12 protein-coding genes and 1 tRNA gene are annotated in these 13,514 nt (G+C 67.5%); 7 read left to right on the top strand and 6 right to left on the bottom strand.

Translation table 11 applies throughout. The annotated features are described in order from the left end of the window. Nucleotides 1–87 precede the first annotated feature (87 nt). Nucleotides 88–1,608 carry an aldehyde dehydrogenase family protein gene (locus ACKY0X_RS15450; protein ID WP_409426754.1) on the top strand — a complete coding sequence of 507 codons (1,521 nt, stop codon included), beginning with the start codon at nt 88–90 and terminating at the stop codon, nt 1,606–1,608. Here the strand turns inward: ACKY0X_RS15450 and ACKY0X_RS15445 are convergent. Next, nucleotides 1,605–2,936, bottom strand: a complete 1,332-nt coding sequence (locus ACKY0X_RS15445; RefSeq protein ID WP_409426753.1) for a PPE family protein — start codon at nt 2,934–2,936, stop codon at nt 1,605–1,607. The two genes, ACKY0X_RS15450 and ACKY0X_RS15445, sit on opposite strands and share 4 nt — an antisense overlap. Nucleotides 2,937–3,067: 131 nt before the next feature. Between ACKY0X_RS15445 and ACKY0X_RS15440 the strand changes: the two genes are divergently transcribed. After that, nucleotides 3,068–3,436, top strand: a complete 369-nt coding sequence (locus ACKY0X_RS15440; protein ID WP_409426752.1) for a DUF488 domain-containing protein — start codon at nt 3,068–3,070, stop codon at nt 3,434–3,436. A 1-nt stretch (nt 3,437) separates the two neighbouring features. Here ACKY0X_RS15440 and ACKY0X_RS15435 read toward each other — a convergent pair whose 3' ends face one another. Then, a complete protein-coding gene (locus ACKY0X_RS15435; protein ID WP_409426751.1) occupies nt 3,438–3,971 on the bottom strand; it encodes a hypothetical protein in 534 nt (177 codons plus the stop codon). 49 nt (nt 3,972–4,020) lie between these two features. Here ACKY0X_RS15435 and ACKY0X_RS15430 point away from each other — a divergent pair, with 49 nt between their 5' ends. The 5 genes from ACKY0X_RS15430 (at nt 4,021) to ACKY0X_RS15410 (ending at nt 8,771) form a co-directional block, all read left to right on the top strand. Continuing rightward, entirely contained in the window at nt 4,021–5,373 is a 1,353-nt protein-coding gene (locus tag ACKY0X_RS15430) for an MFS transporter (protein WP_409426750.1), read from the top strand. After that, nucleotides 5,255–6,805: a PucR family transcriptional regulator gene (locus ACKY0X_RS15425; protein WP_409426749.1), complete on the top strand. Its 1,551-nt coding sequence runs from the start codon at nt 5,255–5,257 to the stop codon at nt 6,803–6,805. Before ACKY0X_RS15430 ends, ACKY0X_RS15425 begins: the two co-directional genes overlap by 119 nt. 59 nt (nt 6,806–6,864) lie before the next feature. Then, nucleotides 6,865–8,121: an NAD(P)/FAD-dependent oxidoreductase gene (locus ACKY0X_RS15420; RefSeq protein ID WP_409426748.1), complete on the top strand. Its 1,257-nt coding sequence runs from the start codon at nt 6,865–6,867 to the stop codon at nt 8,119–8,121. Nucleotides 8,122–8,176: 55 nt separating this feature from the next. After that, the gene (locus ACKY0X_RS15415; protein ID WP_409426747.1) at nt 8,177–8,626 is read left to right on the top strand and encodes a GreA/GreB family elongation factor; all 450 of its coding nucleotides are present in this window, start codon (nt 8,177–8,179) and stop codon (nt 8,624–8,626) included. A gap of 72 nt (nt 8,627–8,698) precedes the next feature. After that, nucleotides 8,699–8,771: transfer RNA gene (locus ACKY0X_RS15410), tRNA-Ala, on the top strand. Between the two features lie 812 nt (nt 8,772–9,583). Here the strand turns inward: ACKY0X_RS15410 and ACKY0X_RS15405 are convergent. The 4 genes from ACKY0X_RS15405 to ACKY0X_RS15390 are packed head-to-tail and all read right to left on the bottom strand — an operon-like array spanning nt 9,584 to nt 13,485. Next, nucleotides 9,584–10,552 (bottom strand): D-2-hydroxyacid dehydrogenase family protein, encoded by a 969-nt coding sequence (locus ACKY0X_RS15405; protein WP_409426746.1) that lies wholly within the window; start codon nt 10,550–10,552, stop codon nt 9,584–9,586. Between the two features lie 2 nt (nt 10,553–10,554). Next, the gene (locus tag ACKY0X_RS15400; protein ID WP_409426745.1) at nt 10,555–11,823 is read right to left on the bottom strand and encodes an amidohydrolase family protein; all 1,269 of its coding nucleotides are present in this window, start codon (nt 11,821–11,823) and stop codon (nt 10,555–10,557) included. Between the two features lie 36 nt (nt 11,824–11,859). Then, complete coding sequence (locus ACKY0X_RS15395; RefSeq protein ID WP_409426744.1) at nt 11,860–12,645, bottom strand: class II aldolase/adducin family protein; 786 nt, start codon at nt 12,643–12,645, stop codon at nt 11,860–11,862. Nucleotides 12,646–12,696: 51 nt separating this feature from the next. Further along, nucleotides 12,697–13,485, bottom strand: a complete 789-nt coding sequence (locus ACKY0X_RS15390) for a FadR/GntR family transcriptional regulator (protein ID WP_409426743.1) — start codon at nt 13,483–13,485, stop codon at nt 12,697–12,699. Nucleotides 13,486–13,514: the final 29 nt, after the last annotated feature.

Genomic DNA, 13,514 nt, shown 5'->3' with positions numbered 1-13,514 from the left:
GACCCTTGACAAACTCCCGCGCGGCAACTGACGATCACATACGGCGAGGTCACAGCCTCCCCGCAGGTTCTAGATCGGGAGCGCAACATGACCGCAGTGCAATCCAGGGCCGAGTCGATGATCACGGTGCACAACCCCGCGACCGGGGCCGTGTCGGGCACCGTGCCGATCGACGACCCTCAGACGGTGGCCGACAAGGCAGCCCAACTCATTTCAGCCCAACCGGAATGGGAGGCGCTCGGGCCGAGCGGCCGCAAGCGGTGGTTGTTGGCGTGGCAGGACTGGATTCTGGACCACGCCGATCACATCACCGAGGTGTTGATCTCCGAGACCGGAAAGTCGCACGTCGACGCCAGCCTGGAGGCGGTCGCCACGGCAGACGCCATCGGCTACTGGGCCAAGAACGCCAAGGAGTTTCTCGCCGACCGGCATCCCAAGGCGCACAGCCCGCTCTATCGCGTCAAGCGGTTCACCACCGCCTACCGTCCCTACCCGCTGGTCGGGGTCATCACGCCGTGGAACTTCCCGTTCGCGATGCCCGGTCTCGACGTGCCGCCGGCCTTGTCTGCCGGCGCGGCCGTGCTGCTCAAGCCCTCCGAAGTGACGCCGCTGTCGGCGGTCGAGTTCGTGCGCGGTTGGGCCGAGATCGGCGCACCGCCAGTGCTCGGCCTGACCACCGGCTACGGCGAGACCGGCCAGGCGCTGATCGAACACGCCGACTTCCTGCAGTTCACCGGGTCGGCGGCCACCGGGCGCAAGGTCGCGGTGGCCTGCGCGCAGCGATTGATTCCCTACGGCCTGGAACTGGGCGGGAAGGACCCGGCGATCGTGTTGGCCGACGCCGACCTCGACCGCGCCGCCAACGGCATTGCGTGGGGCGGAATGTTCAACTCCGGACAGGTCTGTGTGTCGGTGGAGCGGGTCTACGTCGAGGCGCCGGTCTACGACGAATTCGTCGCGAAGCTGGCGGCCCGGGTCGGTGAGGTGCAACAGGGCCAGGACGGTGACACCGGCGCCATGGCGACCGCGGCGCAACGTGACATCGTGGCGCGCCACGTCGACGACGCGACGGCCGCCGGTGCCCGGGTGCTCGCGGGCGGCAAGGCGACCGGTGTGGGGACCTACTTCGCCCCGACCGTGATCGCTGACGTGAACCCGTCCATGACGTGCATGACCGAAGAGACCTTCGGGCCGACCCTGCCCGTCATCAAAGTCGCCGACGAGAACGAGGCCATCAGGCTGGCCAACGACTCACCGTACGGATTGTCGGCCACGGTCTGGACAGGTAACAACCGCCGCGGCGAGCGGCTGGCGCGTCGGCTGGAAGTGGGCGCGGTGAACGTTAACGACGCTTTGGTCAATGTCTTCTGCCCCGGACTGCCGATGGGCGGCTGGAAAGAGTCCGGCATCGGCTACCGCGCCGGGGGCGCCTCCGGAATCATCAAATACTGTCGCCAGCAGGCTATTACGTCTCCGCGGCTGCCCACGAGTAAGTCCGAATTGCTGTGGTACCCGTCGTCGAAGCGTCGGATGGCGGTGGCGCTCGGGGCCATGCGTGCCTTCGGGGCACGGGGCCGGCGCCGGTTCGGTTCGCGGCCAAGCAATTAGGAAGGCGACCGCTCGTCCGAGTCGTGATCCCAGGTCTCGGGCAACAGGGGTACTACCGGGCCGGCGCCGAATACGTTGCCACGCAACCGGGCCAATCCTGCTGCTCCCGCGTCGCTTCGCTGCGTTGTCCCGGTGAATCCCAGTGCTCCCGCGCCGGACTCCGAGCCGGTGGATGTGGTTGTCGCATCGGGCGAGCCGGCCCCCAGCGTCATAGTGGCGTCGGCGTATTCCTTCATCTGGGTGCGACGCCGACGCCGGGACCGCAGCGGTGCGCGAGCTGCCGGCGCGCGAGCCGAGACCGCCGCGGAAACGCCGGCGCCCGGAGCCCTGGACTGGTCGCGGCCGGTCAGGGTGGGCCCGAAACCTTCGGCGTGGCCCCCGGTCACCAGATAGGCCAACGCTTCGGCGCCCCCCGCCGGTAGTGCCGGCCCGGTGGTCGTCGCACCGGCCGGGCCCGCGGAGGTCCCCGCCGAACCGGCGATACCGCCCCCGACCCCGACCGCAACGGCGACCGGCTCGTGGGCCGGTCGAGCCACGACCGGGTGCCGTATCGGGACGGGCTGTGGCGCGGGCTGTTCGATGACCGGCTCCGGCGGTGGCACCTGCATCGATGCGATGAAGTCGTTGATGGCGTTGATCAGCAACGGCAGCACGATCGGTATCCGAACCGGAATCGTCACGATGAACAGGAACGTCGACCAGAACACGATGTTCCAGAAGATGAACCAGAACCAGCGGTTGGCTTCCTCGATCGGATCCGTCGGCTCATCATCGTCGCCACCGATTCCGTTGTCGGCGGCCAGGATCGGCGGCGCGGGGTCCGCGCCGGGCAGCGAGGCCAGGGCAGCACCGGACATCGCCTCGTAGGTCGCCATAACGGTGGCCGCCTGCACCCACATGCGGGCGTAGTCGGCCTCATTGAGTGCGATCGGGATGGTGTTGATACCAAAGAAATTCGTGGCGGTCAGCACGCCGTGAAGGGTGTGGTTGAGCGCCAGCTCGGCCAGCGTCGGCATGGCGGCCAGGGCGGTGCTGTAGGCGGCCGCGACGACTTCGTGTTCGGTGCCGGCGCGGGCGCTGTCGATGCTGGCGCGCGTCAGCCACTGCAGGTAGGGCGCGTGCGCCGCGGTGTAGCTGGCGGCGCTCGGGCCATGCCAGGCCGCCGAGACCGCGCCCAGCACGGTGATCAGCTCGGCGGCCGCGGCAGAGTATTCGGTGCTCAGCGCCGACCAGGCGCCAGCGGAGGCCAACAGAGCACCGGGGCCGGGACCGCTGCTCAACAACGCGGCATGCACCTCCGGGGGAGATGCGATCCAACCACCGCTCACGCCACACACCAATTTCTACGAGCGAAACTGTAAATAATGTCAAGATAGCATTGCCTAAGCTAACTTCTAAGGCGTCGCGGGTGGTATGAACGGCGGCTGACGTGCGCCGTCGGCCGGCGATAGCCTGGGGTATGAGTCCCACAACCACGTTCCGGGTCGCCCGCGTCTACGACGAACCCAGTGCGCAGGACGGTGAGCGGATCCTCGTCGATCGGGTGTGGCCGCGGGGCTTCCGCAGGGACGATCCCCGGGTGGGGCACTGGTACAAGGACGCCGCACCGTCGAGCGAACTGCGCCGGTGGTACAACCATCAGCCCGAGCGTTTCGACGAGTTCGTCCGTCGTTACGAAGACGAACTGCAGACCGAGAAGGGCGCCGCCGGGTTCGCCGGCCTGCGCGCGCTGGCCCGCGGCAAGAAGACCGTCACGTTGGTGACAGCGAGCCGCGACGTCGACGGCAGTCAGGCGGCGGTGTTGGCCAAGCTGCTGGCCCGGCAGTGAACTAGCTGCGGCCCGCGGTGGTGATCGCCATCCCGATCGGAATGCTCACCACCAATGCCGCCAGGAAAAGCCGGTAGGTGAACAGGCCCCAACCCCGACGTGTGCTGCGCCGAACCCGGTAGAGCCACCAGGCCAGCACGGCGAACAGCAGCGCAGAACCCGCGTAGAACACCGCGACGTGGTCGGTGACGACGCCGACCACGATGGCGGCGCCGGACAGGTTGAACGCCGCGGCACCCAGCGTTGCCTCGCGCGGCGACGGCGAGGTGGCCGGTAGCAGCGCTTGGCCGGCCCCGATCGCCAGTTGGCCGGCACCGAGTACCAGAACCAGGTAGGCCACCGCCCAGACCCCGTGACGGGTGGGCGCCGGGGCGGCGATGGCGGCGGCTATCACGCCACCGACCACGATCGAGGTGGCGCCGGCTACGGCGAACGGTTTGAACGCGGCCCACTGCTCCCACAGCTGCAGCACCACCGGCCGCGGCGGCGACTGATCGGGGCCGCCGGTACGGGCCGCATCGACGGCGTCGTTCATGATCAAGCCTCCCGAGGAAGAGATTACCGAGGCTGTCTAAAGTTATCGGGTGACCAACGACTCCCCGGCCGCTAAACCGCGGCTGCAGCGGGAGATCTGGGTACTGCTCGTCGCCAACGTCTTGATCGCCCTCGGCTACGGGTTGGTGTCACCGGTACTGCCGGTCTACGCACGTCATTTCGGGGTGAGCATCTCCGCGACGACATTTCTCATCACCGCGTTCGCGCTGACGCGACTGCTCTTCGCGCCGGTGAGCGGCCTGCTGGTTCAACGACTGGGGGAGCGCTGGGTCTACGTGGCCGGCCTCTTGATCGTCTCGGTGTCCACCACGGCCTGCGCCTTCGTGCAGTCCTACGGGCAGCTGCTGTTCTTCCGCGCCCTCGGCGGCGTCGGATCGACGATGTTCTTCATCGCCGCGGTGGGCCTGATGATCCGGATCAGCCCGGAGGACGCCCGCGGTCGCGTCGCCGGGCTGTTCGCCACGGCCTTCCTGCTCGGCACTGTGGGCGGGCCGGTATTGGGCAGTCTGACAGCGGGTTTCGGCCTCAGCGCACCGTTCTTGTTCTACGGTTCGGTGCTGATCGTGACGGCCACCGGCGTCTTCGTCAGCCTGCGCCACTCGCATTTGGCCGAAGCCGCCGAATCGACCGGACCCACGGTGTCGGTGCGTACAGCGCTGGGGAATCGCGCGTACCGCTCGGCGCTGTTGTCGAACTTCGCCACCGGCTGGTCGGTCTTCGGTCTCCGGGTTGCGTTGGTGCCGCTGTTCGTCACCGAAGTCCTGGACCGCGGGCCCTCCTTCGCCGGACTGACACTGGCCATGATCGGGATAGGCAATGTCTGTGCGGTGCTGCCCAGCGGCCAGCTCTCCGACCGGATTGGTCGCAAGGGGCTGCTGATCGCCGGCCTGGCGGCATCTGGTGTCACGACGATCTTGCTGGGCGCGAGCGCATCGCTGGTGGTGTTCTTGTTGGTGTCGTACCTGACCGGAGTGGCCTCGGGGATCTACGGGTCGCCGCAGCAGGCCGTCATCTCCGACCTGGTCGGAAACCAAGCCCGGGCGGGCACCGCGGTGGCGACCTATCAGATGATGGCCGACTTCGGGTCGATCGTCGGTTCGATTGCGGTCGGCCAGATCGCCGAACGGATGTCTTTCGAGTGGGGTTTTGCGATCAGCGGTGGGGTGCTGCTGGTGGCGGCGCTCACGTGGCTGTGGGCGCCGGAGACCAGGGAGAGCAGCCCGATCGGCGGGCTCGCCGACGAGACGTGGCTAGGCTCGGTTGATGGTGACACTGGACCGGCTGGTCAACGTGGTGGGCAGCTACGGGGTTCGGCTGAGGTTCTGCTCCATTCCGAGGACGACGCGGCTGAGCAGTGTCGTGATGCACGAGGTGACCGGTGAGCGTGTCGTTGTCGGCGACGTCCTGTTGGCGGTCGGCGCCCGCTCGGTAAAGGAGGCGGTGCGCTGGGCGGTGGCCGCCAAGGCCGTCGCTGTACTGGTGCGCGACGTCGAAGACAAGACCTCCTTCGCCGGCGAGGGTGAGTCGCTTGCCGTGCTCGTGGTGGACGCCGCGGTGTCCTGGAGCGAGCTGGCCGCGGTGGTCTACGGCTTGGTGCTCGAAGGCCGGGAGACCGAATCGGGCCGTGGGCCAACGGATCTTTTCGCCGTGGCCGACAGTCTCGCCGAAGCGGTGGGCGGTGCGGTCACCATCGAGGACCAGCTGGGCAGGGTGCTGTCCTACTCGCGTGGCCAGCGGCATGCCGACCCGGCGCGATCGGCGACGATCCTGAACCGGCAGGAGTCCGAGCCGCTTCGGGAGTTATTCGAAAAGCGCGGCGTTTTAGCGCATTTGGATATCCACGACGAGCCGCTATTCGTCGCTGCCGATCCCGAGTACGGCTTGACCGGCCGGATGGTGGTGGCGGTGCGTGCCGGCCGCGAGACGCTGGGTGCGGTATGGGTGGCCTGCCCGCACCCGTTGAGCGGTGAGCGGCTGACCGCACTGGCCGACGGTGCCCGCACGGTGGCCTTGCATGTGCTGCGGTCGCGGGCTAGTGCCGACTTGGAGCGACAAGTCGAATCCGACTGGGTGACCAGGCTTTTGGATGAACAGACTGAGCCGGACGATGCGCTGGCCCTGGTGGCCAGATTGGGGCTGCCGCAGGCTCCGTTGCGAGTAATTGCCGTGCACACCCGGATCGCTACGCAACCTCATGCCGGGCTGCTGTTGGCTTTCGAGGCCGTCACCACGGGATTCGGCTGGTCGCGTCCAGGTCGCAGCGCACTGGCCGCCAACACCGTCTACACCCTGCTGCCCGCTGAGGACGCCGCTGCTGCCCGGCAGTGGGTGCGCGGCCTGGCCGGTGCCCTGCCGCCACACGCGAGCGTGTGGGCCGGGATCAGTGCGGTTGCCACGGTCACCGAGCTGGCCGCCGCGGGTCGCGAAGCCGAAGAATGCCTCGGGCTGCACGAAGTCGGCCGGCCCGAGAGCGTTCCGCCGGCCTACGACGAGTCCTGGGACGAGATCGTGCTGCGCCGGCTGCACACCGCGGCGCGAGCCGGACGGGTGCCGACCCGCGGGCCGGTCGCAGAGCTACGACACCACGACGCGGCCCACAACACGCCCTATGTGTCCACGCTGCGGGCCTGGCTCGACGCACAAGGCGACCTGGCCCGGGCCGCCGAGCAGCTGGGCGTGCACGAGAACACCGTCCGGTACCGGCTGCGCAAGATGGCCGAGGTGACGCCACTGGGGCTGGAGGATCCGCGGACCCGATTCGCGGCGATGATCGAGCTCGCGGCGGGTGACATGTCGGAACTCGACAAACAGTGACGTCGCTGTTGTGCGATTCGGTTAAACCAGGTGTCTGAGGGCAGTCGCATCATGGAGTAATGGGTGCAGCCAATCGAATCGACGGCGCACCACGATCTGTGATCGTGGTGGGTGCCGGCGTCGTTGGCTTGTCCACCGCCTGGTTTCTGCAGGAGCGCGGCGTCGAAGTCACCGTGGTCGACCGTGTCGGAGTGGCGGCCGGGTCCTCGTGGGGCAACGCCGGCTGGATCTCCCCGGCGCTGGCGATTCCGCTCAACGAGCCGGCCAACCTGCGCTTCGGGCTGCGGTCCCTGCTGAGTCGGACCGCGCCGCTGCAGGTGCCGCTCAATGCCGGCCCGGCACTGTGGACGTTCTTGGCGCGCTTCGCGGCGAACAGCCGTCCCGCGGCCTGGCGCCGCGCGGTGCGGGCCAACGCGCCTCTGAGCGCGGAATGCATTGAGGCCTATGACGTTCTGCTCGCCAACGGGGTGGACGCCCCGATCACCGATGCCCCCATCACCGCGATCTTCCGCACCTCGGCTGACGCGGAGCGACTGCTCGACGAGCTGCGCCGGTTCTCCGAGGCCGGCCAGCCGGTGTACGGCACCGAACTGACCGGTGCCGCATTGGCCGAGCGGGTGCCGCTGGCGTCCTCGGCGGTCGCTGCCGGGGTGCAGATCGACGGTCAGCGCTTCCTCGACCCGGGCCGGTTCGTGACTGCACTGGGCCGCACGGTGGTGCAGCGCGGTGCCGTTCTGCACGTTCTCGATGTCGCCGATGTGTCGCCCCACGGTGACGGCGTGGCCGTGACCAGCAGCGACGGCAGCACTTTGACGGCCGATGCAGCGGTGATCGCCAGCGGTGCCTGGCTGTCCCGACTCGCAGCGCGCTGGATCCGGGTGCCGGTGCGGGCCGGGCGCGGCTACTCCTTCTCGGTGCCGGTCGATGGGCCGGTCACCGGGCCGATCTACCTGCCCGATGCCCGGGTGGCCTGCACGCCGTTGAATGCCCGGCTGCGAGTCGCCGGCACCATGGAGTTCGGCGATCCCGACGCCCCGATCGTCCCGGCCCGCGTCGAAGCCATCGTCGCCGCCACCCGACCCCTGCTCGACGGTGTCCGCTGGGATGAGCGCACCGACGTGTGGGTGGGTCCACGTCCGGTCAGCCCCGACGGGCGGCCCTTGGTGGGGGAGGTGTGCCCGCACACCGTTTACGTTGCCGGTGGGCACGGCATGTGGGGCATGACGCACGGTCCGATAACGGGCCGATTGTTGGCCGAGCAGATCACCACCGGCAAACAGTCCGCCGTGCTGCGTGACCTCGATCCCTTGCGCTGACCCACTCGGGTCGGTGAATTTTCGAATCAAATGCTGTTGTAAAGGAGAACTGTCGATGACTGATACGAACGGTGTCTGGATGACCCAGCAGACCAAGGACCGGTTGCTGGCCGAGCTGGCGGAACTATCTGCACCGCAAGATGTTTCGGGCGGTGAAGACATCAGTGACCAACAGGCACGCCAGGCTCGGATCCACCAGATCCACGACCTGCTGGCGGTCGCCGTGGTCGGCCAGGATCCGCCGGACGACGGGGTCGCCGAGCCCGGCATGGTACTGACTGTCCGCTACAGCGACGGGGACACCGAGACCTTCCTGCTCGGCGTCCGCGATGACGACCAGAGCGGGTTGGAGGTCTATTCGCCGCAGTCGCCGCTGGGCATGGCGATCACCGGAGCCCGGCCCGGGGAGGAGCGCAGTTACCAGGTGCCCAGCGGGGCCAACGTGACGGTGACGCTGCTCGACGCGGTGCCCTACGGGTTGCATCAGACCCAGCATCCGGCCTGAAAACAGGCCCACTGAGTAGCTGTTTTGAACCTTGGTGCGCCTGTGGTGTAGCTTCGATGAGCACGACAACGCGGGGCTATGGCGCAGCTGGTAGCGCACCACACTGGCAGTGTGGGGGTCAGGGGTTCGAGTCCCCTTAGCTCCACTCATTTCGATGGGTATCCCGTTCGGTCTGCGCTGATTGCGCAGAATCGCGACCAGGCCGCCTGGTGAACATAGAGTCACAAAGCCTGAACCGCATCGTTACGGTAACGAGTCAATTGGCCGGCCCGGTAACTTACACGCCTGTGATACGGTTCGTTTTGCAGTCAGAAGATTGCGTGTCCGGGGGGACTGGATACTAATCATCGGAGTTTACGTGAAGAGCCTCGGGAGACTCGGTAAAGCGATATTCGCCGGTATCGGCTTTTATGCAAGCGGGTTGATTCTCAGCGGTCCGGCGGGTGCTGTGCCCGTCGGGAACCTGCCCCTTGGTGGGCCGGTGTGTGCGGGTGGTGTGATCGCTCAAACATCCGGTGACGGTGGGGCACCGGCAGGCGTGGTCGGGGCGGCCGGCGCGGTGCCCTGTGGGCCAGCTGCGGCTGATCTGACCACTCTTGCTGGTCCTGTACCGATGGGACTGCCGGGGCCGGTGCCCCCGATCCCGATTGCCCCGATTCCGGTGGTTCCCGGACTGCCGCCGCCCGTGCCTCTGGTGGCGCCGGGTCCGGCCGGAGCCGCTGCGGCCAGCCCGATCGCGGGACTGATGACAGACGCCATCAGTGCCCCTATCGGTTTGGCTGGCGGCACTAAATAGCACGTTTCAGAAAAGGGTCCGCGAACATTGTGTTCGCGGACCTTTTTCTGTTACGGAATCATTGTGAAATCGTCCGACGATAGTTTGTTTGTAGAACCGTTATTCCAGGGCGACTGCACCGTTACAAAAAGCTGTTATCGGAAAAGGTGTGAACGGCGCGATTATGGTTTCACCAACCGGCACGGAGTACCGGCGCAGTAGCCGACGATGTCGTCGACGATATCGCGATAAAAGACGTTCATGCAGTTCTCGGTCACGTAGCCCAGGTGCGGGGTCAGCACGGTGTTGCCCAGCGTGGTGAGCGGGTGCCCGGCCGGCAGCGGCTCCTGGTCGTAGACGTCGAGCCCCGCCCCGCGGATCCGGTTGGTGCGCAGTGCGTCGATCAGTGCCGCCTCATCGATCAACCCGCCCCGGGAGGTGTTGACCAGGATCGCGCTGGATTTCATCGCGGCCAGCTCGTCGCGACCGACGAGGCCGCGGGTCGCCTCGGAGAGCACCATGTGGATCGATACGACGTCGGCGCTCTCGAACAGACTGCGCCGGTCCAGCAGCTGCGCCTGCGCCTCGGCGGCCCGCTCTGGAGTCAGGTGTGGGCTCCATGCCGTCACTCGCATGCCGTAGGCGTGGCCCACCGCGGCGACCAGCCGGCCGATGCGGCCCAGCCCCACCAGTCCGAGCGTCGCGCCGGCCAGATCGGCGCCGACGGTCTGCTGCCACCGACCGGCCCGCAGCGCCGCGTCCTCGGCGATCAGCTGGCGTTGCAAGGCATGGATCAACGCCCAGGTGAGTTCGACCGTGGGCGTGATGGTGCCACCGGTCCCGCACACCGTGATCCCGAGCCGGTGGGCCGCGGCCACGTCGATGGCGGCGTTGAACGGCCCGGTGGTGACCAGCAGCTTCAGCTCCGACAGCCGAGACAGCAGGTCGGCGCCGATCGGCGTGCGTTCGCGCATCGCCACCACCACCTCGCGGTCGGCCAGCCGGGCCACCAGTTCGTCACCGGGAGCGAGGTGTTCACGGATCGCCAACAGATCCACGGGCCGGGGGATGGGCGACCAGTCCACCGTGGCGGCGATGCCCTGGTAGTCATCGAGCACCGCAACTCGTAGCGGTGACGGTGAGGCAGCCATGTTCAGTACGCATCCGGGTTGTGCTGGACCGCCTCGGGAACCGGATGCCGATAGAGGCGAGAGGCGTTCTGCCAGGTGAACTTCCGGATCACCTCGGGGGCAAGGTTGCCGATCTCCTCATGGATCACCTGCTGAGTGTTCGGCCAGGTCGAATCGCAGTGCGGGTAGTCGGCTTCCAGCATGATGTGGTCGGTGCCGATGCGCTCGTGCTGGCAGAACGACGACTGATCCTCGACCGCGCAGAACCAGAAGTTGCGTTGCAGCACCTCAGCCGGGGAGAGCGTCTCGCCGAGCGCCTTCCAGGTTCCGTACATTTCGTGATAGCTCAGCATGTGGTCGAGGCGGTCCAGCAGCCCTGCGACCCAGCCGATTCCGCCCTCGGACAGGCAGATCTTCAACTCGGGGAAGCGGCTGGGCAACCCGGAGTACAGCCAGTCGACCGCGGCGGAGATGGCGTAGGCGAAGAACAGGACGCCGGCGACGTCGGGCGGAGCATCATCGGTGGTCGACGGCGAGGTGCCCGACGAACCGATGTGCAGATTGACTACGGTGCCGGTTTCGGCGCAGGCGGCGATCATCGGGTCCCAATGCCCGGAGTGAATGGTCGGCAGCCCCAGCATGGCCGGATTCTCACTGAAAGTGATGGCGCGAAAGCCTCTTTCGGCGTTCTCGTAGATCATGGCTGCGCCGACCTCGGGATCCAGCAGCCAGGGCAGCTGACAGCCGATGATGCGGTCGGGATAGGAACCGGCCCATACCTCGTGGTGCCAGTCGTTCCATGCCCGCACTGATGCCAGTGCCAGCTCGCGGTCGCCGGTCGTCAGTTGCAGGCGCTGGCCGGCGAACCCGGGCAGGAAGGAGGGAAAGTTCAGCGAGGCGTAGACGCCGTTGAGGTCCATGTCTTTGATGCGTGCGTGGATATCCCAGGCGCCGCGGCGCATCTCGTCGAATCGGGCCGGCTCGAAGCCGAACTCCGACACCGGACGCCCCACCACGGCGTTGAACCCGACGTTGGGCAGTGATTGGCCGTCGTACATCCAGGTCTGGCCGCCAGTCTCGGTCTCGACCACCCGCGGCGCCCGGTCGGCAAGTTTGCGGGGTACTCGACCGAGGAAGGTGTCCGGGGGTTCGACGATGTGGTCGTCGACCGAGATCACCGTGTAGCGGCGTTGTGCGCGGGGCGGTTCCGGGAGGAAGGTCACGGTGCGTTCCGCTCCGGCCTTGGCGGTGGTGAAGCTCAGGTCGGAGCTGAGCTCGTCAATCGATTTCACCGGTGAACCTCAGTCTTGGTCAGTCGAGAGTCTTGATCAGTCGAGCACATGCCGGTCGGCCTTGATGGTCATGCGGGCCGCGCCGGCCCAGTACACGTCGGCGGCGCGTTCGATCAGCGACGCCTGCATCCCGGCCATATCGGAGCGTTTCATCGGCGTGGGCGTCCGGCCGGTCAACATGACGTGGTAGGCCAGCTTGCACACCCGCTCTATGGTGGCGGACCGATAGACCGCCTCGGCCAGGGTGCGTCCGGTGGCGATCACCCCGTGCGAAGCCAGGATCGCCAGGTTCGCGGTACCGATACGCTCGGCCAGATCCCGGGCCCGCGCGGCGCTGTCCACCTCGCCGTCGTAGTCCTCGACGAAGCACAGGTCGTCGAGGAACAGCGAGCCGGTCTGGTGGACCAGCTCCGGCAGCGTCTGCAGCGACGCCAACAGGCTCACGTAGTAGGGGTGGTTGTGGATCACCACGCGTGCGTCGGGGCGGGCGCGGTGCAGTTCGGTGTGGATATGAATGGCGGGGGTGACATCCCAGCGGCCGGCGACGACGCGGGCGTCCGCGTCGACGGTGCAGATGTCGGAGGCGGTGAGTTCGGCCCACCACAGGCCCCACGGATTGACCAGCATGTCGGTCTGGCCGGTGGGCTGCCAGGTGATGTGGCCGGCCATGTTCTCGGCGAAGCCGATGTCGGCGAGATGACGAAACGCGATGGCCAGCGCCTGGGCGTTGCTCAGCTCGACGCCGATCGGCGGAACCACGGATGGCGACCAGACCGCTGAGCCGCCGGGACGGGCGCACTGGACGTCGACGGACTCCGTCATGAACAAATCATATGGAAATAAGGGGCCCCGTCAACGGAGTCGACGAGTTCCTCAAAGGTCGGGGTGCCCGGCGCTGGAGATCCCGCGGGGACGGACCATGGCGGGGTCGACGACCCCCGAACGGCCGGGATAGTGCTGGACGTGCAGAAGGTGCGCCGCGGCGAGGTCGCGGGCCCGCTGGGCGTCGCCGACATCGATGGCGTCGATCACCTGACGGTGGTCCTCCAAGACAGCGCGGCGCTCGGGAACGGGCACCGTCGAATGGTCGGTGACCTGGCTGGACCAGCTTTGCTCGTGTGCGGACCACAGGGCTTCGAGCGCGCCCGCCATGACGAGCATGGTGGTGTTGCCGCAGTGGGTGACCAGGGCCTCGTGGTAGCGGCGGCTGGCGGAGGTGGCCTTCTGCAGGTCGTCGACCGCGGCCACCGATTCCTCGTGTAAACGGCGCAGAATGGGCACCACCGTGCTTTTTCGGTCCGGCCGCCCCGCGCACAGTGCCGCGCAGGCCGGTTCGACCTGCAGCAGTGCGGTCCCGACGTCGGCGAGACTGACCTGTTGCGAGCCCAAGACCAGGCCCATGGTGTAGGCGACGTTTGCTGGAGTGGGTCGATGGATCACCGCGCCGCCCCGTTTGCCCCGGCGCACGGTGAGCAGGCCCTCGGCCTCGAGGATGCGCATGGCCTCACGCAGGGACGGCTTGCTGATGGCGAACTCGACCAGGAGTTCGTCCTCCTTGGGGAGCACGTGATCGTCGGTCAGCTCGCCGGTCAGAATGCGCCGACGAAGTTCGTCGGCGACCTGTTCGGCGAGCCGCCGAAAGCGAACGGTGGGAGCTGCCACGCGTCGAGTGTGCCAGATCGGGCCGCACG

The sequence above is a fragment of the Mycobacterium sp. SMC-11 genome (assembly GCF_046250095.1).
Classification (GTDB): Bacteria; Actinomycetota; Actinomycetes; order Mycobacteriales; family Mycobacteriaceae; genus Mycobacterium; species Mycobacterium heraklionense_A.
This window is presented reverse-complemented; position numbering and strand designations above follow the sequence as displayed.